Genomic DNA, 21411 nt, shown 5'->3' with positions numbered 1-21411 from the left:
TTGGCTGCAAAGAAGAAACCCGCACCCAAGCGCGGCGCCAGCCGCTCCCAGCCGCCTGCCAGCAAGCAGCCGATTCCGGGCTGGGTGTGGCTGGCGGTCGGCCTGACCGTGGGGGCGTTCATCGTCTTCCTGATGAAGCTCGAACCCGGTGGCGCTGATATCAAGCGCACCAAGCCCGAGCAACATAAGCAGGAGAAGGTCGCCGAAGCGAGCAAGACCACCACGCCGACGCCACAGCAACCGGTGAAGCCGAAGTATGACTTCTACACCCTGCTGCCGGAGTCGGAAGTGATCGTGCCGCCCGAGGCCGTGCCGGAGAAAACCCCGCCGGTGCCGGCGCAACCGCCCGTGCCAAGTACTCCGGTCACCCCTGCGGAAGCGGCGAAGATCGACACGGCTCGCGCCCAGGCCGCCCTGCTGGGCCAGACACCGCCACCGGCACCACCGGTGATCAAGCCAGCGGCCACGACCCAGTTCTTCCTGCAGGCCGGCTCGTTCCGCAAGCAGGCCGATGCCGACAAGGTCCGTGCGCAGATCATCCTGCTTGGCCAGGCGGTCAAGGTTGAGTCGGGCACGGTCAAGGAAGAGACCTGGTACCGCGTGATGGTCGGCCCGTTCAGCAACCGCGAACAGCTGACCGTGGCGCAGAAACAACTGGCCGGGGCAGGTTTCAGCAACCTGCTGCTGCAACAGCGGCGTCAGTAACGAAAAAGGCCTTGCCGCTCGCAGCGACAAGGCCTTTTTTCATACCCGGCGACGCTCGGCGTTGACCTGGGAAATCTGGCTGTTGAGCGTCCAGAAGTCATACAGCACGCCCAACAGGAACAACCCGCCGGTGAACAGGTAGATCAGCGCGCTGATCCACTTGCCCTGATACAGCCGATGCACGCCGAAGATGCCGAGGAAGGTCAGGAGTATCCACGCCAGGTTGTAGTCCACGCCGCCCGACTCGAAACGCATGTCTGCCTCACGGTCCATCGACGGGATCAGGAACAGGTCGATCAGCCAGCCGATGCCCAGCAGGCCCAGGGTGAAGAACCAGATGGTTCCGGTGATCGGCTTGCCGTAGTAGAAGCGGTGCGAGCCGGTAAAGCCGAAGATCCACAGCAGGTAGCCGAGAACCTTGCTATGGGTGTCGTGCGAGGGAGCACCCTGTTGATAACCATTCATTCGAAGCCCTCGTGGGATAGCCGAAAATTTTCTAAGGAAAAATGTGACTTTTTCGTTTTGACCCGACATATGGTACGTGCTTGAGCGACCAACGGATCAGAATTTGATCAAAAAGCTGTTATAAAGTTGCGCGCCAACACTTATAAGAGCTTCATCTATGCCACCTTTTATCAAGACATGGCTGACCCTCTGCCTTTTGTTACCCCTGGCCGCCCACGCCACCAACCGTGAGCAACGACTTCCCAGCGGATTCACCGGCTATACGACCAACGCCGACGCCACGGTGAAACGCACCCCGATCCAGTATCGCAGCAGTTCCGTGCGCGCTCGCCCGGCCAACGCCGCCAAGCAGCAACAAGCTGTGGGCATGCAGGCCGTGGCCATGTCACCCAAGCAGAGCAGCGAAGTGCTCAGCCGCGCCGTGAACGTACTAGGTACGCCCTATCGCTGGGGCGGCAGCAGCCCGAAGAAGGGCTTCGATTGCAGCGGCCTGGTCAAGTACGCGTTCAACGATGTGGCCGATGTCGACCTGCCGCGCACCTCCAACGCAATGGCTCAGGGCCAGGGCGTCAAGGTGGCCAAGAGCGATCTCAAGCCGGGCGACCTGATCTTCTTCAACATCAAGAGTCGCCGGGTCAATCACGTAGCCATCTACCTGGGCAACGATCGCTTCATCCACGCGCCACGCACCGGCAAACGGGTGAGCATCGACAGCCTGGAAAAACCCTATTGGCAAAAGCACTACGTGGTGGCCAAGCGCGTCCTGCCCAAGAACCAGCAGGCGCTGGCCCTGGCCAAGCGCTAAGCCCTCAATCGCGGGCTTGCCCCGCGACTGCCCCAGCAGGCAGCAATGCTAATCGACCAGGCCTTTCTGCCTGAGTGCCTGCATCGCCCCCTCCATCGTCTGCATCCCCAATGCCGCCCCCGCCTGCATCACCGACTGCACCTGTGCCATGCGCCCCTCGCGAATCAAATTGCGCACCGCCGGCGTCGCTATCAGCACCTCCCTTGCGGCGACCCTGCCGCCGCCCACCCGCCTGACGAGCACCTGAGCCAGCACCAGGCGCAATGATTCGGCCAGCATCATGCGCACCAGCGGCTTCTCCTCGGCCGCGAACACCTCGACCAGCCGGTCGATGCTGTTCACCGCCGAGCGGGTGTGCACCGTTGCCAACACCAGATGCCCGGTTTCTGCCGCGCGCAATGCCAGGCGGATACTCTCCAGATCACGCAACTCACCCACCATGATCACATCCGGATCCTGGCGCAGGGCACTGCGCAATCCTTGGGCGAAGTCACGGCTGTGCACGCCGATCTCCCGCTGATTGACCAGGCAACCCTGGCCGCTGTGGATAAATTCGATAGGGTCTTCAAGAGTGATGACCTGTAACGCGCGTTCGCGATTGATCTGATCGAGCAGCGCCGCCAGGGTGCTGGACTTGCCGCTACCCGTCGGCCCGCCCACCAGCACCAGGCCATCCCGGCATTGCGCAACGGCTTGATACACATCGTTCAGATCAAGCTCATCGAGGCTCGGGACCCGCGCCGGGATAAGGCGCGCGCTTGCGCCCAACCCATTGCGCTGGCGGAACAGGTTCAAGCGCAGGCGCCCCACGCCGGGCAAGCTCAGCGCCAGGTCCAGTTCATCACCGCTCAGCCATTGCCGCCGCTGCCCGTCATCGAGCAGGTCGGCCACTCCCTGTTCCAGAGCTGCGCAGGTCAGCACCGGCACCGCCATGCGCTGCAACTCGCCATCCAGGCGCAGCAACGGCGGCTCGCCCACGGCCAGGTGCAGGTCGCTGGCGCCCGCAGCCACGGCCCGGCCCAGCAGGTCGGTCACATCCATGAGACTCCCCAACGGCGATCAAGCAGGTAGAATGCCGCAGACCCCAAAGCCGTCGGCGACGAACCATGTCCACCCTAGCAGACAATATTTCCGTCATTGCCCGCCGCATCGACAGCGCGGCCCGGGCCGCCGGGCGTGATCCGGCCAGCGTGCAGCTGCTGGCAGTGAGCAAGACCAAGCCCGCCAGCGCCATCCGCGAAGCTCATGCTGCCGGCCTGCGCCACATGGGTGAGAACTACCTTCAGGAAGCCCTGACAAAACAACAGGCGCTTTCCGACCTGCCCTTGATCTGGCACTTCATCGGCCCCATTCAGTCGAACAAGACCAAGGCCATCGCCGAGCACTTCGACTGGGTACATTCCGTGGACCGCCTGAAGATCGCCCAACGCCTCTCGGAGCAGCGCCCCGCCGAGCTGCCACCGCTGAACATCTGCCTGCAGGTGAATGTCAGCGGCGAGGCCAGCAAGTCCGGTTGCTCGCCCGCCGAACTGCCAGCCCTGGCCCAGGCCGTGAACGCCCTTCCCGGCCTGCGCCTGCGCGGGCTGATGGCGATCCCGGAACCAACCGAGGACCGCGCCGAGCAAGAAGCCGCTTTCGCCACGCTGCGTGAACTGCAGGCCCAGCTCGGCCTCGGCCTGGATACCCTGTCCATGGGCATGAGCCATGACCTGGAAGCCGCCATCGCCCAAGGCGCGACCTGGGTCCGCATCGGTACCGCCTTGTTCGGCGCCCGCGACTACGGTCAGGCCTGAATCCATGCTTAACTCACTCTTCCCCCACAAGGACCCGACATGAGCAAGACTCGTATTGCCTTTATCGGCGCCGGCAACATGGCCGCCAGCCTGATTGGCGGCCTGCGCGCCCAGGGCCTGGACACCGCGCTGATCCGCGCCAGCGACCCGGGTGCCGAAACCCGCGCACGGATCACTGCCGAGCACGGCATCGAAGCCTTCGAAGACAACGCCCGGGCCATCGATGGCGTGGACGTGATAGTCCTGGCAGTCAAACCGCAAGTCATGAAAGCGGTCTGCGAAACACTTAAGCCGAACCTGAAACCGGGCCAGCTGGTGGTTTCCATTGCCGCCGGCATCACCTGCGCCAGCCTGCAGGCCTGGCTGGGCGCGATCCCCCTGGTGCGCTGCATGCCGAACACCCCGGCGCTGCTGCGCCAAGGCGTCAGCGGCTTGTATGCGACCCGGGAAGTATCCATGGAACAACGCCGCCAGGCCGAACAACTGCTGTCGGCCGTGGGCACCGCCCTGTGGCTTGATGAAGAACAGCAGCTGGACGCCGTGACCGCTGTTTCCGGAAGCGGCCCGGCGTACTTCTTCCTGCTGATCGAGGCCATGACCGCTGCCGGCGAAAAACTCGGCCTGCCGCGCGAGACTGCCTCGCAACTGACCCTGCAGACCGCACTGGGCGCCGCCCGCATGGCAGTTTCCAGCGACGTCGACGCCGCCGAGCTGCGTCGCCGCGTGACCTCGCCGGCCGGCACCACGGAAGCGGCGATCAAATCGTTCCAGGCCAACGGCTTCGAGGGCATCGTCGAACAGGCCCTGCAAGCCGCGGCGAAACGCTCGGCCGAGCTGGCCGAGAAACTGGGCAAATAAGGAGCTTTTGATGAATGCACTGTCCGGCGCCGCGATCTTCGTGGTGCAAACCCTGGTCAGCCTGTACCTGGTGATCGTCCTGCTGCGCTTCGTGCTGCAGCTGGTCAAGGCCGACTTCTACAACCCGCTGAGCCAGTTCGCCGTGCGCGCCACCCAGCCACTGCTCAAGCCGCTGCGCCGCGTGGTCCCCAGCATCGCTGGCCTGGATACCTCTTCGCTGCTGCTGTCGATCATCATCCAGGCGCTGTTGATGGCCTTCGTGCTGATGGTCACCTACGGCACCTTCGGTGACGTCCTGCACCTGCTGATGTGGTCGATCCTGGGCATCACCTCGCTGTTCCTGAAGATCTTCTGGGTGGCAATGATCGTCATGGTGATCGTCTCCTGGGTCGCGCCGAACAGCCATAATCCGGCTGCAGAACTGGCCTACCAGATCAGCGAACCGGTGCTGGCGCCGTTCCGTCGCCTGGTGCCGAACCTTGGAGGCATGGACATCTCGCCGATCTTCGCCTTCATCGCCATCCAGGTGATCCAGTCGTTCCTCATGCCCCAGCTGGCAGCCTACGCCGGCATGCCGCAAGAGCTGTGGCGGATGATCTGACCCACCCTGCATCCAGCGGCAAGCCTTTGCTTGCCGCTGGGGGTAGCGCTCTTTAGACTTACGCCTCCGTCAAGCGTGAGCAGGGTCGATGTCCACTGTCCTTCCCGAAGATTCCGTCGGTCTGGTAACACCGCAGATCGCCCGGTTCGATGAACCGCTGGCCCTGGCCTGTGGCCGCGCCCTGGCCTCGTACGAGCTGATCTACGAAACCTATGGCACCCTCAACAGCAGCGCCAGCAATGCCGTGCTGATCTGCCATGCGTTGTCCGGCCACCATCATGCCGCTGGCTACCATGCCGCCACCGACCGCAAGCCGGGCTGGTGGGACAGCTGCATCGGCCCCGGCAAGCCCATCGACACCAACCGTTTCTTCGTGGTCAGCCTGAACAACCTCGGCGGTTGCAATGGCAGCACCGGCCCAAGCAGCCTCAATCCGGCCACCGGCAAACCCTACGGTGCCGATTTCCCGGTACTGACCGTGGAAGACTGGGTGCACAGCCAGGCGCGCTTGGCCGATCGCCTGGGGATCCACACCTGGGCCGCCATCGTCGGCGGCAGCCTGGGCGGCATGCAGGCGCTGCAATGGACCATCACCTACCCGGACCGGGTCCGCCACTGCGTGGACATCGCCTCGGCGCCCAAGCTGTCGGCGCAGAACATCGCCTTCAACGAAGTGGCGCGCCAGGCCATCCTCACTGACCCCGAGTTCCACGGTGGTTCGTTCCAGGACCAGGGCGTGATCCCCAAGCGCGGCCTGATGCTGGCGCGCATGGTCGGCCACATCACCTACCTGTCCGACGACTCGATGGGCGAGAAATTCGGCCGCGAGCTCAAGAGCGACAAGCTCAACTACGACTTCCACAGCGTCGAATTCCAGGTCGAGAGCTACCTGCGCTACCAGGGCGAGGAGTTCTCCGGGCGCTTCGACGCCAACACCTACCTGCTGATGACCAAGGCCCTGGACTATTACGACCCGGCCGCCGCCCATGGCGGTGACCTGGCGGCGACCCTGGCCCATGTGACGGCGGACTACTGCATCATGTCGTTCACCACCGACTGGCGCTTCTCGCCGGCCCGTTCGCGGGAGATCGTCGACGCCCTGATGGCCGCGCGCAAGAACGTCTGCTACCTGGACATCGACTCGCCTTACGGCCACGACGCCTTCCTCATCCCGACCCCCCGCTACATGCAGGGTTTCGCCAACTACATGAACCGCATCGCCGTTTGAGGACCCCATGAGAGCCGACCTGGAAATCATCCAAGACTGGATCCCCGCCGGCAGCCGGGTACTCGACCTGGGCTGCGGCAACGGCGAACTGCTGGCCTCGCTGCGCGAGCGCAAGAACGTCACCGGCTACGGCCTGGAGATCGACGCCGACAACATCGCCGCCTGCGTGGCCAAGGGCGTCAACGTGATCGAGCAGGACCTGGACAAGGGCCTGGGCAACTTCGCCAGCAACAGCTTCGACGTGGTGGTCATGACCCAGGCCCTGCAGGCCGTGGAATACCCTGACCGGATCCTCGACGAAATGCTGCGGGTGGGCCGCCAGTGCATCATCACCTTCCCCAACTTCGGCCACTGGCGCTGCCGCTGGTACCTGGCGACCAAGGGTCGCATGCCGGTCTCGGACTTCATGCCGTATACCTGGTACAACACACCGAACATCCACTTCTGCACCTTCGAGGACTTCGAGAACCTGTGCCATGAGCGCAAGGCCAAGGTCCTCGACCGCCTCGCCGTCGACCACCTGCACCGTAACGGGTTGGGTGGACGGCTTTGGCCTAATCTTCTAGGTGAGATCGGTATCTATCGGGTCAGCAGCCCGGGCCTGCAGGAGCATCAGCTCGCGGTCTGACCCTCAACGGAGGAATGGCATCATGCGTCGACTAGCACTGTTTCTGATCAGCCTGTGCCTGGCCTTGCCGGTACTGGCTGCCGATGCCGCCAGGCCCGAGCGCAAGGAAGTGTTCGGTGATGTGACGGTCCACTACAGCGCCTTCACCTCAAGCATGCTGCAACCCGACATCGCTGCCGCCACGGGCCTGACCCGCAGCAAGAACCAGGGCGTGCTCAACATCGCCGTGCTCAAGGCCGGCAAACCCGCGATGGCGGTAGTCAGCGGCACAGTGAAAGATCTCACCGGGCGCAGCAGTCGGTTGTCGTTCAAGCAGATTACCGATCAGGGTGCGGTGTACTACATCGCACAGTTCAAGATCGACCAGGCCGAGACCGTCACCTTCGACCTCAACGTCGAGACCGGCGGCGTCAGCAATAAACTCAGCTTCAACCAGGAAGTGTTCCCAGGCGAATGATGAATTTCCAGCAACTCGTATTGGCCAGCCATAACGCCGGCAAACTCAAGGAACTGCAGGCCATGCTCGGCGAGTCCGTGAACCTGCGCTCGATTGGTGAATTCAGCCAGGTTGAGCCGGAGGAGACCGGCCTGTCGTTCGTCGAGAACGCCATCCTCAAGGCGCGCAATGCCGCGCGTATCTCCGGCCTGCCGGCCCTGGCCGACGACTCGGGCCTGGCGGTGGACTTCCTCGGCGGCGCGCCGGGTATCTACTCGGCGCGCTATGCCGACGGCAAGGGCGACGCGGCGAACAACGCCAAGCTGCTCGATGCGCTCAAGGACGTGCCTGAAGACCAGCGCGGCGCGCAGTTCGTCTGCGTTCTGGCCCTGGTGCGGCATGCCGACGACCCGCTGCCGATCCTCTGCGAAGGCCTGTGGCACGGCAGCATCCTGTTCGAGGCCAGCGGCGAACACGGTTTCGGCTACGACCCGCTGTTCTGGGTGCCGGAGCGCAAGTGCTCCAGCGCCGACCTGGCCCCTGTCGACAAGAACCAGCTCAGCCACCGGGCCCGCGCCATGGCCCTGCTGCGTCAGCGTCTGGGCCTGGCATGAGCGAAAAGCTGTTGGTACAGCCGGCGGGCCTGATCCTTCCCGAACTCCCGCCGCTGTCGCTCTATATCCATATTCCCTGGTGCGTGCGCAAATGCCCGTACTGCGACTTCAACTCGCACCAGGCGGGCCCGACCCTGCCGGAAGCCGAGTACATCGACGCCCTGCTCGCCGACCTCGACCAGGAAATGCATGCCGTGCAGGGCCGTCCGATCAGCACGATCTTCTTCGGCGGCGGCACCCCGAGCCTGTTCAGCGCCGACGCGCTTGGGCGCCTGCTGCGCGGTATCGAGCAACGCATTCCGTTCGCTCCGGACATCGAGATCACCCTCGAGGCCAACCCGGGTACCTTCGAGCAGGAGAAGTTCAAGGCCTACCGCCAGACGGGCATCAACCGGCTGTCCATCGGCGTGCAGAGCTTCCAGCCAGCCAAGCTGGAGAAGCTCGGGCGCATCCACAACGGTGACGAAGCGGTGCGCGCAGCCGATATGGCCCGCGCCGCGGGCTTCGACAACTTCAACATGGACCTGATGCACGGCTTGCCGGACCAGTCGCTCGACGACGCCCTAAGTGACCTGCGCCAGGCCATCGAACTGGCGCCGACGCACCTGTCCTGGTACCAGCTGACGGTAGAACCCAACACAGTGTTCTGGAACCAGCCACCTGAGCTGCCCGAGGACGACATCCTCTGGGATATCCAGGAGGCCGGGCAGGCGTTGATGGCCGACCACGGTTACCGCCAGTATGAAGTCTCGGCCTACGCCCAAGCCGGTCGTGCCGCGCGGCACAACCTGAACTACTGGCGCTTCGGCGACTTCATCGGCATCGGTGCCGGTGCCCATGGCAAGCTGTCGTTCCCGGACGGGCGCATCCTGCGCACCTGGAAGACCCGCCTGCCCAAGGACTACCTGAACCCGTCCAAGCCGTTCAAGGCCGGCGAGAAGCTGTTGCCGAACGATGAGCTACCCTTCGAGTTCCTGATGAACGCGCTGCGCCTCACCGACGGCGTGGAGGCCGAGCTGTTCAACCTGCGTACCGGCCTGCCCCTTGCACAACTGGCCGAAGCCCGCCGTGAAGCCGAACAAAAAGGCCTTTTGCGGGTCGAACCGGATCGGCTGGCAGCCACACCGCGTGGCCAGCTGTTCCTCAATGACCTGCTGCAGTACTTCTTGAATTAAGGATGACCCATGGACCTGGTACTTGACCTGCTCTCGACCGTTTCCCGCTGGAGCCGCAGCAACCTCTCGGAGATTTCGCTGGCCTTGGTGGGCTGCCTGCTGGTGCTGTTCGGCACCGATATCAAAGGCTGGGTCGAGGGGCGCCTGGGCGGCCTGGCCGGCGCCCTGCGCGTGCCGTTCATGGCACTGCTGGTGATGATCGGCAGCGGTGCGGCGCTGATCTATGCGACGCCGTGGATCGTCAAGGGGCTGGGGCAGTTCAACAACTATGCGCTGGCGCCGGTGCTGCTGGTGGTGCTGGTTTTGATCGGCGTGGTCGCTGATCGGCGGGGGTGAGCGTCCGCTAAAAGCCGCCCTGGCGGGCCAGGGCGGCTTTTCACCCGACTAACCTCTTAACGGGCATCGTCGAAGTGATCACGCAGGAAGTCCCTGACGGTCCTGAAAATGATCAGGATCCGAATGAGCTTCCAGACGCGGCTCAGCGTATTCAGCAAACGCTTCATATGCCTTGGCCTCCGTGTTGGCTGGGCCATTCTTCCAGCGTCTAACCGGCACTTCGACACCTTCGGAGAGCATGTGACTGCCTCCAGTGAAGCGGCCAGGTTGGTGGCCCTTCGATAAATATCACCGGCGCGAGTCGTAGGTCACGTCGAAGGGGCCGAGAAAGCGTTTGGGTTCCCGGCCCGTCACCGGATGAATCACATGCGAGCAAATCGATCTTACGTGAACCTCTTTACCAGAACTGTTACCTGTCCTGTCACACGTAATGCCGGATATTTCCTTGGTTGACCTGTATTCGAGGCCATCCTAAGATCCAGTTGTGACTGTCTCCAGTGATGTTCGTGGGCTAGGCTTCGTAACCCGACGCCCACATAAAAAAACCGCCCTTCTCAAGGCGGTTTTTTTGTACCTGCAATTTCGCAGGTTTGAAGGACTGCACCGAACGAACCCGGCTCAGCTCACCTTCTCGAACTTCAGATCCCACACCCCATGCCCAAGGCGCTCACCGCGACGCTCGAACTTGGTGATCGGCCGCTCTTCCGGGCGTGGCACGTAGGTACCATCAGCCGCCTGGTTGCGATAGCCGGGCGCTGCGCTCATCACTTCCAGCATGTACTCGGCATAGGGCTCCCAGTCGGTCGCCATGTGGAACACGCCACTGGGCTTGAGTTTGCGGCGCACCAGCTCGGCGAACTCCAGCTGAACGATCCGGCGCTTGTGGTGACGCGCCTTGTGCCACGGATCGGGGAAGAACAGCATCAGACGGTCAAGGCTGTTGTCCGCCACGCAGCGGTTGAGCACTTCGATGGCATCACAATCGTACACCCGCAGGTTCTTCAGCCCCTGTGTCAGCACGCCATTGAGCAGCGCGCCGACACCCGGGCGGTGCACTTCGACACCGATGAAGTCCAGCTCGGGCGAAGCGGCGGCCATTTCCAGCAGCGAGTGCCCCATGCCGAAGCCGATCTCCAGGGTACGCGGCGCCGAACGGCCGAACACCTGGTCGTAGTCCACCGGACTGTCGGTCAGCGGCAGAATAAACAGGGGGCCGCCCTGGTCCAGGCCGCGCTGCTGGCCTTCGGTCATGCGCCCGGCGCGCATCACGAAGCTCTTGATACGGCGGTGCGGACGGGTTTCGCCGTCTTCGGAGATCGGCGTTTCTTGCGATTCAGTCATCAGGAGCTCTTACTTGATCAGACCATCCAGCGGCGAAGAGGCGCTGGCGTAGAGTTTTTTCGGCATGCGACCGGCCAGGTAGGCCATGCGACCGGCAACGATGGCGTGTTTCATGGCTTCGGCCATCAGTACGGGCTGCTGGGCATGGGCGATGGCCGAGTTCATCAGCACCGCTTCGCAACCCATTTCCATGGCGATGGTGGCGTCGGAGGCGGTACCCACGCCGGCATCGACCAGCACCGGCACCTTGGATTCCTCCAGGATGATCTGCAGGTTGTACGGGTTGCAGATGCCAAGGCCGGTGCCAATCAGGCCGGCCAGCGGCATGACGGCGATGCAGCCGGCTTCGGCCAGCTGGCGGGCGATGATCGGGTCATCGCTGGTATAGACCATCACGTCGAAACCTTCCCTGACCAGCACTTCGGCGGCCTTGAGGGTTTCGATCACATTGGGGAACAGGGTTTTCTGGTCGGCCAGCACTTCCAGCTTCACCAGCGTCCTGGATTCATGGGACTTGCGGCCATCGAGCAGTTCACGGGCCAGGCGGCAGGTGCGCACGGCTTCTACCGCGTCAAAGCAACCGGCAGTGTTCGGCAGGATGGTGTACTTGTCTGGCGACAGCACGTCGAGCAGGTTCGGCTCGCCCGCGTTCTGGCCCAGGTTGGTACGGCGCACGGCGACGGTGACGATCTCGGCACCCGAGGCCTCGGTGGCCAGACGGGTTTCTTCCATGTCACGGTACTTGCCGGTGCCTACCAGCAGGCGCGACTGGAAAGTGCGCCCGGCCAGGATGAAGGGCTTGTCGCTGCGAACGTTGCTCATCGTTGTTCCTCAGGAAAGATTGCGGGACTTTGCTGGCGAGGCTTCAGGGGCGGTTAGCCGCCACCGATGGCGTGGACCACCTCGACCTGGTCGCCGTCCTTGAGCTGCGTGCTCTCGTGCTGGCTGCGCGGCACGATGTCCAGGTTCAGTTCCACCGCCACCCGGCGGCCGGCCAGCTCCAGCCGGCCCAGCAGCGCCGCGACGCTCTCGCCCGCGGGCAGTTCGTAAGGTTCACCGTTCAATTGAATGCGCATGCGCACGGCCACCATTGTTCTTTGGGGGCCCGCATTCTAGCCCCGATCCGCCCTGCAACCCAAGGGCGACACACGCCATTAGTCGTGATTGTGGACCGACCGGTCAGCCCAGCCGCCAGGCGGCCAGCCCCAGGCAAAGCCAGCCAGCAAGGAAGCACAGGCCGCCCAGCGGGGTGATCATGCCGAGCTTGCCCAGACCGCTGAGCGTGAGGGCGTAGAGGCTACCGGAGAACAGCAGGATACCCACGGCGAACAAGCCACCGGCCCAGCCGACCAGGCGCCCGGGCAAGTGCGCCGACAGCACCGCCACGCCAAGGATCGCCAGGGCATGCACCAGTTGGTAGGTGACACCGGTATGGAAGATCGCCAGGTAGTCGGCGCTGAGGCGGTTTTTCAAGCCATGGGCGGCGAAAGCGCCGAGGGCGACGCCGGTAAAGCCGAAGAACGCGGCGAGCATCAGGAAGCTGCGAAGCATGGGACGACTCCTCGGGAGGGGTCTGTATAATGGCCCGTTCCAACGGTCCGGCCAAGCCATCACCATGCTGTCATCCCTTCTTCGCCGCCTTTCCCGCGCCCTGCTCTGGTTCGCTGCTGGCAGCATCGCCGTGGTCCTGGTGTTGCGCTGGGTGCCGCCGCCCGGCACCGCGCTGATGGTCGAGCGCAAGGTGCAGTCATGGGCCAGCGGCGAGCCGATCGACCTGCAACGTGACTGGACGCCGTGGGAGGAAATCTCCGACGAGCTCAAGGTGGCGGTCATCGCCGGCGAGGACCAGAAGTTCGCCAGCCACTGGGGCTTCGATATCCCCGCGATCCAGGCGGCGCTGGCCTACAACGAGCGTGGCGGCAAGGTACGCGGCGCCAGCACACTGACCCAGCAGGTGGCCAAGAACCTGTTCCTGTGGTCTGGCCGCAGCTGGCTGCGCAAGGGGCTGGAAGCCTGGTTCACCGCCCTGATCGAGCTGTTCTGGTCGAAGGAACGGATACTCGAGGTGTATCTGAACAGTGCCGAATGGGGCAAGGGCGTGTTCGGTGCCCAGGCGGCGGCGCGTTATCACTTCGGCGTGGATGCCAGCCGCCTGACGCGACAACAGGCCGCACAGCTTGCGGCCGTGCTGCCAAGCCCGATCAAGTGGAGTGCCAGCCGCCCCAGCGCCTATGTGGCAAGCCGTGCGGGGTGGATCCGCCGGCAGATGAGCCAGTTGGGCGGGCCGAGCTACCTGATGCAACTGGATGCTTCGCGCAGGCTTTAAGGCTCGCTCCCAGGCCCCAGTCAGCTTCAACACACAAAAAAGCCGCTGCCTCTTCCGAGAGCAGCGGCTTTTCAATCCAGCCAGGGCGCCGATCAGATCGTGATCAGTGCCTTGACCTTGTTCATCGCGTTCTTCTCCAGCTGGCGAATACGCTCGGCTGACACGCTGTACTTCTCTGCCAGCTCATGCAGAGTGGCCTTTTCTTCGGCCAGCCAACGCTGGTAGAGGATGTCGCGGCTGCGATCATCCAGGCCCTGCAGCGCTTCATGCAGGTTGCTGGTGGAGTTGTCGCTCCAGTCAGCGTCCTCCAGCTGCACGGCCGGGTTGTAGCGGTGGTCTTCCAGGTAATGCGCAGGCGACTGGAAGGCGCTGTCATCGTCGGCTTCCGCCGCCGGGTCAAAGGCCATGTCCTGACCACTCAGGCGGCTTTCCATCTCACGTACTTCACGCGGCTCGACACCCAGGCTCTCGGCCACGCGATGGACTTCGTCATTGTTCAACCAGGCCAGGCGCTTCTTCTGGCTGCGCAGGTTGAAGAACAGCTTGCGCTGGGCCTTGGTGGTGGCCACCTTGACGATGCGCCAGTTGCGCAGGATGAACTCGTGGATCTCGGCCTTGATCCAGTGCACGGCGAAGGACACCAGACGCACGCCCATTTCCGGGTTGAAGCGCTTTACCGCCTTCATCAGGCCAACGTTGCCTTCCTGGATCAGGTCGGCCTGGGCCAGCCCGTAGCCCGCATAGCTACGCGCGATGTGTACGACGAAACGCAGGTGGGCCATCACCATTTGCCGAGCGGCCTCGAGATCCTGCTCGTAATAGAGACGCTCGGCCAGTTCACGCTCCTGCTCCGGCGTCAGCAAGGGGATGCTGTTGACCGTGTGCACATAGGCTTCCAGGTTTGCACCGGGAACCAGGGCATAGGCAGGTTGCAACGAATTGGTCATTCAAGTACCTCCGGCTTACAGACTCGTGCCTTTTGGGCACTGCCAGCATAGACAAGGAACCGTTGTACAAGTTCCAGGATGAAAAATTTGTCAATACTGGCCATGAAACATTTATCGCGGTGCAAGCTCGTTCAGGTGACGAGCGACTGCGATCCATGCACCGATATACCCCAACAGCACCGCCCCGATCAAGAGTGAAAGGCCATCCGAGGCCGGTACGCCACCCAGGGCGAAATCACTGCCATACAGGCCGGAAAGCCCGACCACCGCGTCGTTCAGCCAGTTCAGGCCGAACGCCAGGATGCCCCAGGCCAGCACGCCCGCACCCAGTCCATACAGGGCGCCCATGTACAGGAAAGGCCGGCGCACGTAGCTGTCGGTGCCACCGACGAGCTTGATCACTTCGATCTCGACCCGGCGGTTTTCGATATGTAGACGAATTGTGTTACCGATTACTAACAGCAGCGCGGAAATCAGCATCACCGCCAGGCCGAAGACGAACCGGTCACCCAGCTTGAGAATCGCCGCCAGGCGCTCGACCCACACCAGGTCCAGCTGCGCCGCTTCCACGCGAGGTAGCTCGGAGAGGCGCTGACGCAAGGCTTCCAGGGCAGGCTTGTCGACCTCGGTCGGGGTCACCACCACCACGCCAGGCAGTGGGTTGTCCGGCAGTTCGCGCAGCGCCTCGCCCAGGCCCGACTGTTGCTGGAACTCTTCCAGCGCCTGCTCGCGGCTGACGTACTGCGCCTCGGCGACGCCGGGCATGCCCTTGATCTCGTCACGCAGGGCCTCGCCATCGCGGCTGCTGGCATCTAGTTTGAGATACAGCGAGATCTGCGCCGCGCGCTGCCAGGAACCGCCGAGTTTCTCGACGTTCTTGAGCAACAACGACAGGCCCATGGGCATGCTCAGCGCCACCGCCATTACCAGGCAGGTGAAGAAACTGCCGATTGGCTGCTTGCCCAGGCGGCGCAAGCTGTCGGCCAGGCTGGCACGGTGGCTTTCCAGCCAGGCGTGCAGGAGGCTGCGGAAGTCCGGGCCATCGTCATCGTGATCGCCACGCTTTTTCTTCGACGGCTGCGGGTCGGCGGCTTTCGGCGCGACGCGCTCGGAAACCTTTGGTGTACGTGTGGTGCTCATTGCCCGGCCTCCCCATCGCCGATCAAGCGGCCGCGTTGCAGCGTCAGCATGCGGTGGCGCATGCGCGCGATCAGCGCCAGGTCGTGACTGGCGATCAGTACCGTGGTGCCCAAGCGGTTGATGTCCTCGAACACGCCCATGATCTCGGCGGCCAGACGCGGGTCGAGGTTACCGGTGGGCTCGTCCGCCAGCAGCAGGGCCGGCTGATGCACGATGGCCCGGGCAATGCCGACCCGTTGTTGCTGGCCGGTGGACAGGTCGGCCGGGAACAGCTCGCCCTTGTCGCTCAGCGACACGCGCTCCAGCGCCGAATCGACGCGTTTGGCGATCTCGGCCTTGGACAGCCCGAGGATCTGCAACGGCAGCGCGATGTTGTTGAACACCGTGCGGTCGAACAGCAACTGGTGGTTCTGGAACACCACGCCGATCTGCCGGCGCAGGAACGGAATCTGCGCATTGCTGATCTGGCCCAGGTCCTGCCCGGCCAGCAGCAGCTTGCCGCTGGTCGGACGCTCCATGGCCAGCAGCAGCCGCAGCAGGGTGCTCTTGCCGGCGCCGGAATGGCCGGTGACGAACAGGAACTCGCCACGACGCGCCCGGAAGCTCAGTTCGTGCAGGCCGACATGGCCGTTGGGATAGCGCTTGGCTACCTGTTCGAATCGGATCATGAAGGTTCACGCTCGGCGAACAGCGCCTTGACGAAAGGTTCGGCTTCGAAGGTGCGCAGGTCGTCGATACCTTCGCCCACACCGATGAAGCGGATCGGAATGTTGAACTGCTTGGCCAGGGCGAAGATCACGCCGCCCTTGGCGGTACCATCCAGCTTGGTCAGGGCCAGGCCGGTCAGCTCGACGCTCTGGTTGAAGTACTTGGCCTGGCTGATGGCGTTCTGCCCGGTACCGGCGTCGAGCACCAGCAGCACCTCGTGCGGCGCCTCGACATCAAGCTTGCCCATGACCCGACGGACCTTCTTCAGCTCTTCCATCAGGTTGTCCTTGGTGTGCAGACGACCGGCGGTGTCGGCGATCAGCACATCGACGTTACGGGCCTTGGCGGCCTGCACCGCGTCGAAGATCACCGAAGCCGAGTCGGCGCCGGTGTGCTGGGCGATCACCGGGATCTGGTTGCGCTCGCCCCACACCTGCAACTGCTCCACCGCGGCGGCGCGGAAGGTGTCGCCGGCCGCGAGCATGACTTTCTTGCCTTCGAGCTGCAGCTTCTTCGCCAGTTTGCCGATGGTGGTGGTCTTGCCGGCGCCGTTCACGCCAACCACCAGGATCACGTAGGGCTTGTTCTGCGCCTCGATCTTCAGCGGCTGCTCGACCGGTCGCAGCAGCGCGGCCAGCTCTTCCTGCAGCGACTTGTACAGCGCGTCGGCGTCGGCCAACTGCTTGCGGGCAACTTTCTGGGTCAGGTTCTGGACGATGGTCGAGGTCGCTTCGACGCCGACGTCGGCGGTCAGCAGTCGGGTCTCGATTTCGTCGAGCAGGTCATCGTCGATGACCTTCTTGCCGAGGAACAGGCTGGCCATGCCCTCGCCGATGCTGGCGCTGGTCTTCGACAGGCCCTGCTTGAGGCGGGCGAAGAAGCCAGGTTTGGCCGGCTCGGCGGCAGTCACCACGACAGGCTCAGGGTCGACTGGAGCCGGCACAACGACCGACGCGGCTTCGACAACCGGTGCTGGAGCGGTAATGGCAGTGGCTACTGTTTCGACAGGCGATCGGGCAGGGATGACGGGCGGCGCCTTGGGTTCCAGGTCCTCGACCAGGGCCACCGGCTCTTCGGCGACAGGCAGGACCAGGTTGCTGACCGGGGCCGCAGTTACTTCGACCTCGACCGGTTGCAGCGTTGCAACCACCGGCTCTGGCGCGGGTTCCGGCTGCGGTGCAGCAACCACCGGCTCAGGTACGGGCTCCGGCTGCGGCGCTACAACCACCGGTTCTGGCACGGGCTCCGGCTGCGGCGCTACAACCACCGGCTCTGGCACGGGCTCCGGCTGCGGCGCTACAACCACCGGCTCTGGCACAGGCTCCGGCTGCGGCGGTACAACCAACGGCTCTGGCACGGGCTCCGGCTGCGGCGCGGCAGCCACCGGCTCAGAGACAGGCGCCTGCAGCGGCTCGGCAGCCGGTGCGGTCTGCTCGACGGGCGCTTGCGGTGCAGGGGCTTGCGGCTGTTCGGCGGCAGGTTGTTCCGGCTTCTTGCGGAACCAGCTGAACAGGCCTTTCTTCTCGCCAGCCGCGGCCGGCGCTTTTTTGTCGTCGTTGGAACCAAACATGGAAGACGGCTATCTCAGGGTAGCGATGGGCCAGCAGCGGCGCATCGGGAATTCTTAACTCACGCAGAACAGACTACTGTGAAGCCAGCGGGTTCATGCGCAACGTTTTGTCGTAAGGGCCTGCAGGCCAGAACGGCGACAGGCATGGTCGCCAGGCAACCGGATCAGTATCCTAGCACCTCCTGGCCCGCCGACGCTAAACCCAAGCGGGCCGCCGAACAGGTTGAACACCGTATGAATGCTCTAGCCCGCCGCGCCGCTGGCCTGTTGCTCGGCACACTGTGCCTGCCGCTGGCGGCTTTCGCCGCCGATGTGCAACCCACCCACGAATTCATCCTCGACAACGGCCTGAAAGTTGTCGTGCGCGAGGACCACCGGGCGCCAGTGGTGGTTTCGCAGATCTGGTACAAGGTCGGCTCCAGCTACGAGACGCCGGGCCAGACCGGCCTGTCCCATGCCCTGGAACACATGATGTTCAAGGGCAGCGCCAAGATCGGCCCCGGCGAGGCCTCGCGCATCCTGCGCGATCTCGGCGCCGAGGAGAACGCCTTCACCAGCGACGACTACACCGCCTACTACCAGGTGCTGGCCCGCGACCGCCTGCCGGTGGCCCTGGAGCTCGAAGCCGACCGCTTGGCCAGCCTGCGCCTGCCGGCCGACGAGTTCAGCCGCGAGATCGAGGTGATCAAGGAAGAGCGCCGCCTGCGCACCGACGACCAGCCCAATGCCAAGGCCTTCGAGCTGTTCCGCGCCATGGCCTACCCGGCCAGCGGCTACCACACGCCGACCATCGGCTGGATGGCCGACCTCGAGCGCATGAAAGTCGAGGAGCTGCGTCATTGGTACGAGTCCTGGTACGCCCCGAACAACGCCACCCTGGTGGTGGTCGGCGACGTCAAGCCGGACGAGGTCAAGGCCTTGGCGCAGAAGTACTTCGGCCCCATCCCCAAACGCGCCGTGCCGCCGAGCAAACTGCCGCTGGAACTGGCCGAGCCGGGCCAGCGCCTGCTCACCCTGCACCTGCGCACGCAATTGCCCAGCCTGATCTATGGCTTCAATGTCCCGGCCCTGGCCACCGCCAAGGACCCGCGCAGCGTCAACGCCCTGCGGCTGATCTCGGCCCTGCTCGACGGCGGCTACAGCGCCCGCATGCCGGCGCGCCTGGAGCGCGGCCAGGAGCTCGTGGCCGGTGCCTCGTCCAGCTACAACGCCTTCACCCGCGGCGACAGCCTGTTCATGATCTCGGCCACGCCCAACGTGCAGAAACAAAAGACCCTGGCCGAAGTGGAGAAAGGCATCTGGCAGCTGCTCGACGAGCTCAAGACCACGCCCCCCACCGCCGAAGAGCTCGAGCGCGTACGCGCCCAGGTGATCGCCGGCCTGGTCTACGACCGCGACTCGATCAGCAGCCAGGCCACCACCATCGGGCAACTGGAAACGGTCGGCCTGTCCTGGAAGCTGATCGACAGCGAGCTCGACGACCTCAAGCGCGTGACCCCGGAGGACATCCAGGCTGCCGCCCGCACCTATTTCACCCGCGAACGCCTGAGCGTTGCCCATGTACTGCCCGAGGAGTCCGCTCATGAGTGATCGCAGCGCACCGCGCTACACCCTGTTCGGCCTGGCGATCATCGTGCTGGTGGTGGCCATCGCCGCGCTGCTGGCGCGCCCTGCCCAGTCCGACAGCCAAGGCAAGGCGGACACTGCGGCCCGCCCGGCCAACACCCTGCAATCGCTGGCCGAACTGGACGGCAAGGCCCCCAGCCGGCGCCAGCTGAACATCCAGCACTGGACCACCGCCGAAGGCGCCCGCGTACTGTTCGTCGAGGCCCGCGAGCTGCCGATGTTCGACCTGCGCGTGACCTTCGCCGCCGGCAGCAGCCAGGACGGCGGTACCCCGGGCCTGGCCACCCTGACCAACGCCATGCTCAACGAGGGCGTGGCCGGCAAGGACGTCACCGCCATCGCTGAAGGCTTCGAAGGCCTGGGTGCCGACTTCGGCAATGGCTCCTACCGCGACATGGCCGTGGCCTCGCTGCGCAGCCTCAGCGCCTCGGACAAGCGCGAACCGGCGCTGAAGCTGTTCACCGAGGTGGTGGGCCAGCCGACCTTCCCCGAGGACGCCCTCAAGCGCATCAAGAACCAGTTGCTGGCAGGTTTCGAGTACGAGAAACAGAACCCCGGCAAGATCGCCGGCAAGACGTTGTTCGCCAACCTCTATGGCCAGCACCCCTATGCCAGCCCCAGCGACGGTACCGCCGAGTCCATCCCGGGCATCACCCTGGCGCAGCTGCGCACTTTCCACGGCAAGGCCTACGCCGCCGGCAACGCGGTGATCGCCCTGGTCGGCGACCTCAGCCGCGGCGAGGCCGAGGCCATCGCCGCGCAGGTCTCCGCCGGCCTGCCCAAGGGCGCGGCACTGGCCAAGCCGGAGCAACCTGTCGAGCCCAAGCCGGGGACCACGCATATCGACTTCCCGTCCAAGCAGACCCACCTGATGCTGGCCGAGCTGGGCATCGACCGCAACGATGCGGACTGGCCGGCGCTGTCGCTGGGCAACCAGATCCTCGGCGGCGGTGCCTTCGGCACCCGCCTGATGAGCGAGGTCCGTGAGAAACGCGGCCTGACCTACGGCGTGTACTCGGTATTCAGCCCGATGCAGGTGCGCGGCCCGTTCATGATCAACCTGCAGACCCGCGCCGAACTCAGCGAGGGCACGCTCAAGCTGGTCCAGGATATCCTGGCCGACTACCTGAAGAACGGCCCGACCCAGCAGGAACTGGACGATGCCAAGCGCGAGCTGGCCGGGAGCTTCCCGCTGTCCAATGCCAGCAACGCCAGCATTGTCGGGCAGCTGGGCGCGATCGGCTTCTACAACCTGCCGCTGAGCTGGCTGGAGGACTTCATGCAGCAGTCCCAGGCGCTGAGCGTCGAGCAGGTCAAGGCCGCCATGAACAAGCATCTCGCGGCGGACAAGCTGGTGATCGTCACCGTCGGCCCGAAGGTGGCGCAGCAACCGCTGCCGGCCCCAACTGACAAACCCGCCGAGCAGCCGCTCGGCGTACCGGAGCACTAATGGCAAGACCCAACACTCCCGCGCGCCCGGCCCCGGGCGCCAGCAAGGGCCCCGGCCAGTTGCGCATCATCGCCGGAGAATGGCGCAGCCGTCGCCTGGCCGTGCCGGAAGGCGAAGGGCTGCGCCCGACCCCTGATCGCGTGCGCGAAACCCTGTTCAACTGGCTGGCGCCCTACATCGAGGGCGCCCTGGTGCTCGATGCCTTCACCGGCAGCGGCGCCCTGGTGCTCGAAGCGCTGTCCCGTGGCGCGAAGGATGCCGTGGCGCTGGACAGCAACCCTGCGGCCACCAGCAACCTCAAGGACAACCTCGAAGTGTTGCGCTGCCCGCGTGGGCAGATCCTGCAGACCGACGCCCTGCGCTACCTGCAAGGCCCGGCCAAGCAGCAATTCGACGTGGTGTTCCTCGACCCGCCGTTCCACCAGGACTTGCTGGCCAATACCTGCAACCTGCTGGAGCAGGGCCAGTGGCTGCGCGAGCAGGCGTGGATCTACACCGAAAGCGAAGCCGTGCCCTCCTCGCTTCCAATGCCGGGCAACTGGCGCCTGCACCGCGAGAAGAAGACCGGCCAGGTGCATTACGCCCTGTGGCAGCGTGCGGCTGGCGACCAATAGCACAGGCGCGGCGGCGGTGTTTCATGGCACTCTAAGCGGGTACAT

Annotated in this window: 26 protein-coding genes; 15 read left to right on the top strand and 11 right to left on the bottom strand. The window is 64.5% G+C overall.

All coding sequences use genetic code 11. From position 1 onward, the window contains the following. Positions 1-705: an SPOR domain-containing protein gene (locus AAHK21_RS15510; RefSeq protein ID WP_023630209.1), complete on the top strand. Its 705-nt coding sequence runs from the start codon at positions 1-3 to the stop codon at positions 703-705. A gap of 39 nt (positions 706-744) precedes the next feature. On the opposite strand, the gene AAHK21_RS15505 is transcribed toward AAHK21_RS15510, so the two are convergent. Beyond that, positions 745-1170, bottom strand: a complete 426-nt coding sequence (locus AAHK21_RS15505; RefSeq protein WP_023630210.1) for a TM2 domain-containing protein — start codon at positions 1168-1170, stop codon at positions 745-747. 157 nt (positions 1171-1327) lie between these two features. On the opposite strand from AAHK21_RS15505, the gene AAHK21_RS15500 reads away from it, so the two are divergent. Next, positions 1328-1975 carry a C40 family peptidase gene (locus AAHK21_RS15500; protein ID WP_046853837.1) on the top strand — a complete coding sequence of 216 codons (648 nt, stop codon included), beginning with the start codon at positions 1328-1330 and terminating at the stop codon, positions 1973-1975. Between the two features lie 48 nt (positions 1976-2023). On the opposite strand, the gene AAHK21_RS15495 is transcribed toward AAHK21_RS15500, so the two are convergent. Next, on the bottom strand, positions 2024-3016 hold the full coding sequence (locus tag AAHK21_RS15495; protein WP_367857697.1) for a type IV pilus twitching motility protein PilT: 993 nt from the start codon (positions 3014-3016) through the stop codon (positions 2024-2026). Positions 3017-3081: 65 nt separating this feature from the next. Here AAHK21_RS15495 and AAHK21_RS15490 point away from each other — a divergent pair, with 65 nt between their 5' ends. The 9 genes from AAHK21_RS15490 to AAHK21_RS15450 all read left to right on the top strand — a co-directional run bounded on the left by AAHK21_RS15490 (position 3082) and on the right by AAHK21_RS15450 (position 9644). Beyond that, a complete protein-coding gene (locus tag AAHK21_RS15490; protein ID WP_367857696.1) occupies positions 3082-3768 on the top strand; it encodes a YggS family pyridoxal phosphate-dependent enzyme in 687 nt (228 codons plus the stop codon). 39 nt (positions 3769-3807) lie between these two features. Further along, positions 3808-4626, top strand: a complete 819-nt coding sequence (gene proC, locus AAHK21_RS15485; protein WP_367857695.1) for a pyrroline-5-carboxylate reductase — start codon at positions 3808-3810, stop codon at positions 4624-4626. Positions 4627-4636: 10 nt separating this feature from the next. Further along, positions 4637-5227, top strand: a complete 591-nt coding sequence (locus tag AAHK21_RS15480) for a YggT family protein (protein ID WP_023630880.1) — start codon at positions 4637-4639, stop codon at positions 5225-5227. An 88-nt stretch (positions 5228-5315) separates the two neighbouring features. Next, the gene (locus AAHK21_RS15475) at positions 5316-6455 is read left to right on the top strand and encodes a homoserine O-acetyltransferase (RefSeq protein ID WP_094011022.1); all 1140 of its coding nucleotides are present in this window, start codon (positions 5316-5318) and stop codon (positions 6453-6455) included. A gap of 7 nt (positions 6456-6462) precedes the next feature. Then, positions 6463-7083 (top strand): methionine biosynthesis protein MetW, encoded by a 621-nt coding sequence (gene metW / locus AAHK21_RS15470; RefSeq protein ID WP_110697353.1) that lies wholly within the window; start codon positions 6463-6465, stop codon positions 7081-7083. 22 nt (positions 7084-7105) lie between these two features. Further along, positions 7106-7540 (top strand): DUF4426 domain-containing protein, encoded by a 435-nt coding sequence (locus AAHK21_RS15465; protein WP_367857694.1) that lies wholly within the window; start codon positions 7106-7108, stop codon positions 7538-7540. After that, complete coding sequence (gene rdgB, locus AAHK21_RS15460) at positions 7537-8133, top strand: RdgB/HAM1 family non-canonical purine NTP pyrophosphatase (protein ID WP_367857693.1); 597 nt, start codon at positions 7537-7539, stop codon at positions 8131-8133. Before AAHK21_RS15465 ends, rdgB begins: the two co-directional genes overlap by 4 nt. Further along, positions 8130-9308 carry a radical SAM family heme chaperone HemW gene (hemW, locus tag AAHK21_RS15455; protein WP_367857692.1) on the top strand — a complete coding sequence of 393 codons (1179 nt, stop codon included), beginning with the start codon at positions 8130-8132 and terminating at the stop codon, positions 9306-9308. Before rdgB ends, hemW begins: the two co-directional genes overlap by 4 nt. Positions 9309-9317: 9 nt before the next feature. Then, entirely contained in the window at positions 9318-9644 is a 327-nt protein-coding gene (locus AAHK21_RS15450) for a DUF3392 family protein (protein WP_011531731.1), read from the top strand. Positions 9645-9722: 78 nt separating this feature from the next. Here AAHK21_RS15450 and AAHK21_RS15445 read toward each other — a convergent pair whose 3' ends face one another. The 5 genes from AAHK21_RS15445 to AAHK21_RS15425 form a co-directional block, all read right to left on the bottom strand. Next, positions 9723-9884: a hypothetical protein gene (locus tag AAHK21_RS15445; protein ID WP_267302567.1), complete on the bottom strand. Its 162-nt coding sequence runs from the start codon at positions 9882-9884 to the stop codon at positions 9723-9725. 378 nt (positions 9885-10262) lie between these two features. After that, positions 10263-10985, bottom strand: coding sequence for a tRNA (guanosine(46)-N7)-methyltransferase TrmB (trmB, locus tag AAHK21_RS15440; RefSeq protein WP_367857691.1), 723 nt, complete (start codon positions 10983-10985; stop codon positions 10263-10265). A 9-nt stretch (positions 10986-10994) separates the two neighbouring features. Next, entirely contained in the window at positions 10995-11807 is an 813-nt protein-coding gene (locus tag AAHK21_RS15435) for a thiazole synthase (RefSeq protein WP_367857690.1), read from the bottom strand. A gap of 53 nt (positions 11808-11860) precedes the next feature. Further along, positions 11861-12061, bottom strand: coding sequence for a sulfur carrier protein ThiS (gene thiS / locus AAHK21_RS15430; protein WP_038707614.1), 201 nt, complete (start codon positions 12059-12061; stop codon positions 11861-11863). Between the two features lie 103 nt (positions 12062-12164). Beyond that, positions 12165-12536: a DUF423 domain-containing protein gene (locus AAHK21_RS15425; RefSeq protein ID WP_094011016.1), complete on the bottom strand. Its 372-nt coding sequence runs from the start codon at positions 12534-12536 to the stop codon at positions 12165-12167. Positions 12537-12600: 64 nt separating this feature from the next. On the opposite strand from AAHK21_RS15425, the gene mtgA reads away from it, so the two are divergent. Next, a complete protein-coding gene (gene mtgA, locus AAHK21_RS15420) occupies positions 12601-13311 on the top strand; it encodes a monofunctional biosynthetic peptidoglycan transglycosylase (protein WP_367857689.1) in 711 nt (236 codons plus the stop codon). A gap of 92 nt (positions 13312-13403) precedes the next feature. On the opposite strand, the gene rpoH is transcribed toward mtgA, so the two are convergent. The 4 genes from rpoH to ftsY form a co-directional block, all read right to left on the bottom strand. Next, positions 13404-14258 carry an RNA polymerase sigma factor RpoH gene (rpoH, locus tag AAHK21_RS15415; protein ID WP_023630664.1) on the bottom strand — a complete coding sequence of 285 codons (855 nt, stop codon included), beginning with the start codon at positions 14256-14258 and terminating at the stop codon, positions 13404-13406. A 111-nt stretch (positions 14259-14369) separates the two neighbouring features. Next, positions 14370-15398 carry a permease-like cell division protein FtsX gene (gene ftsX, locus AAHK21_RS15410; protein ID WP_046853825.1) on the bottom strand — a complete coding sequence of 343 codons (1029 nt, stop codon included), beginning with the start codon at positions 15396-15398 and terminating at the stop codon, positions 14370-14372. After that, the gene (gene ftsE, locus AAHK21_RS15405) at positions 15395-16066 is read right to left on the bottom strand and encodes a cell division ATP-binding protein FtsE (RefSeq protein WP_011531723.1); all 672 of its coding nucleotides are present in this window, start codon (positions 16064-16066) and stop codon (positions 15395-15397) included. Before ftsE ends, ftsX begins: the two co-directional genes overlap by 4 nt. Further along, positions 16063-17676 carry a signal recognition particle-docking protein FtsY gene (gene ftsY / locus AAHK21_RS15400; RefSeq protein WP_367857688.1) on the bottom strand — a complete coding sequence of 538 codons (1614 nt, stop codon included), beginning with the start codon at positions 17674-17676 and terminating at the stop codon, positions 16063-16065. Before ftsY ends, ftsE begins: the two co-directional genes overlap by 4 nt. A gap of 234 nt (positions 17677-17910) precedes the next feature. Between ftsY and AAHK21_RS15395 the strand changes: the two genes are divergently transcribed. From AAHK21_RS15395 to rsmD, 3 genes are read left to right on the top strand one after another with little or no spacing between them, the layout of a single operon-like run. Continuing rightward, complete coding sequence (locus AAHK21_RS15395; protein ID WP_046853823.1) at positions 17911-19266, top strand: pitrilysin family protein; 1356 nt, start codon at positions 17911-17913, stop codon at positions 19264-19266. Then, the gene (locus tag AAHK21_RS15390; protein WP_038706976.1) at positions 19259-20752 is read left to right on the top strand and encodes a pitrilysin family protein; all 1494 of its coding nucleotides are present in this window, start codon (positions 19259-19261) and stop codon (positions 20750-20752) included. Before AAHK21_RS15395 ends, AAHK21_RS15390 begins: the two co-directional genes overlap by 8 nt. After that, positions 20752-21366 carry a 16S rRNA (guanine(966)-N(2))-methyltransferase RsmD gene (rsmD, locus tag AAHK21_RS15385; protein ID WP_038706977.1) on the top strand — a complete coding sequence of 205 codons (615 nt, stop codon included), beginning with the start codon at positions 20752-20754 and terminating at the stop codon, positions 21364-21366. The genes AAHK21_RS15390 and rsmD overlap by 1 nt, the downstream gene beginning before the upstream one ends. Positions 21367-21411 lie beyond the last annotated feature (45 nt).

This window comes from Pseudomonas sp. TE50-2, from assembly GCF_040813665.1.
Taxonomy (GTDB): Bacteria; Pseudomonadota; Gammaproteobacteria; order Pseudomonadales; family Pseudomonadaceae; genus Aquipseudomonas; species Aquipseudomonas soli.
This window is presented reverse-complemented; position numbering and strand designations above follow the sequence as displayed.

Coding starts and splice junctions, on each gene's coding strand:
- trmB (WP_367857691.1), bottom strand. CDS start 10,985: ATGACTGAATCGCAAGAAACGCCGATCTCCGAAGACGGCGAAACCCGT.
- AAHK21_RS15390 (WP_038706976.1), top strand. CDS start 19,259: ATGAGTGATCGCAGCGCACCGCGCTACACCCTGTTCGGCCTGGCGATC.
- AAHK21_RS15495 (WP_367857697.1), bottom strand. CDS start 3,016: ATGGATGTGACCGACCTGCTGGGCCGGGCCGTGGCTGCGGGCGCCAGC.
- ftsY (WP_367857688.1), bottom strand. CDS start 17,676: ATGTTTGGTTCCAACGACGACAAAAAAGCGCCGGCCGCGGCTGGCGAG.
- proC (WP_367857695.1), top strand. CDS start 3,808: ATGAGCAAGACTCGTATTGCCTTTATCGGCGCCGGCAACATGGCCGCC.
- AAHK21_RS15445 (WP_267302567.1), bottom strand. CDS start 9,884: ATGCTCTCCGAAGGTGTCGAAGTGCCGGTTAGACGCTGGAAGAATGGC.
- AAHK21_RS15395 (WP_046853823.1), top strand. CDS start 17,911: ATGAATGCTCTAGCCCGCCGCGCCGCTGGCCTGTTGCTCGGCACACTG.
- rpoH (WP_023630664.1), bottom strand. CDS start 14,258: ATGACCAATTCGTTGCAACCTGCCTATGCCCTGGTTCCCGGTGCAAAC.
- AAHK21_RS15450 (WP_011531731.1), top strand. CDS start 9,318: ATGGACCTGGTACTTGACCTGCTCTCGACCGTTTCCCGCTGGAGCCGC.
- AAHK21_RS15465 (WP_367857694.1), top strand. CDS start 7,106: ATGCGTCGACTAGCACTGTTTCTGATCAGCCTGTGCCTGGCCTTGCCG.
- mtgA (WP_367857689.1), top strand. CDS start 12,601: ATGCTGTCATCCCTTCTTCGCCGCCTTTCCCGCGCCCTGCTCTGGTTC.
- AAHK21_RS15505 (WP_023630210.1), bottom strand. CDS start 1,170: ATGAATGGTTATCAACAGGGTGCTCCCTCGCACGACACCCATAGCAAG.
- rsmD (WP_038706977.1), top strand. CDS start 20,752: ATGGCAAGACCCAACACTCCCGCGCGCCCGGCCCCGGGCGCCAGCAAG.
- AAHK21_RS15500 (WP_046853837.1), top strand. CDS start 1,328: ATGCCACCTTTTATCAAGACATGGCTGACCCTCTGCCTTTTGTTACCC.
- ftsE (WP_011531723.1), bottom strand. CDS start 16,066: ATGATCCGATTCGAACAGGTAGCCAAGCGCTATCCCAACGGCCATGTC.
- metW (WP_110697353.1), top strand. CDS start 6,463: ATGAGAGCCGACCTGGAAATCATCCAAGACTGGATCCCCGCCGGCAGC.
- AAHK21_RS15490 (WP_367857696.1), top strand. CDS start 3,082: ATGTCCACCCTAGCAGACAATATTTCCGTCATTGCCCGCCGCATCGAC.
- ftsX (WP_046853825.1), bottom strand. CDS start 15,398: ATGAGCACCACACGTACACCAAAGGTTTCCGAGCGCGTCGCGCCGAAA.
- rdgB (WP_367857693.1), top strand. CDS start 7,537: ATGATGAATTTCCAGCAACTCGTATTGGCCAGCCATAACGCCGGCAAA.
- AAHK21_RS15480 (WP_023630880.1), top strand. CDS start 4,637: ATGAATGCACTGTCCGGCGCCGCGATCTTCGTGGTGCAAACCCTGGTC.
- AAHK21_RS15475 (WP_094011022.1), top strand. CDS start 5,316: ATGTCCACTGTCCTTCCCGAAGATTCCGTCGGTCTGGTAACACCGCAG.
- AAHK21_RS15435 (WP_367857690.1), bottom strand. CDS start 11,807: ATGAGCAACGTTCGCAGCGACAAGCCCTTCATCCTGGCCGGGCGCACT.
- AAHK21_RS15425 (WP_094011016.1), bottom strand. CDS start 12,536: ATGCTTCGCAGCTTCCTGATGCTCGCCGCGTTCTTCGGCTTTACCGGC.
- thiS (WP_038707614.1), bottom strand. CDS start 12,061: ATGCGCATTCAATTGAACGGTGAACCTTACGAACTGCCCGCGGGCGAG.
- hemW (WP_367857692.1), top strand. CDS start 8,130: ATGAGCGAAAAGCTGTTGGTACAGCCGGCGGGCCTGATCCTTCCCGAA.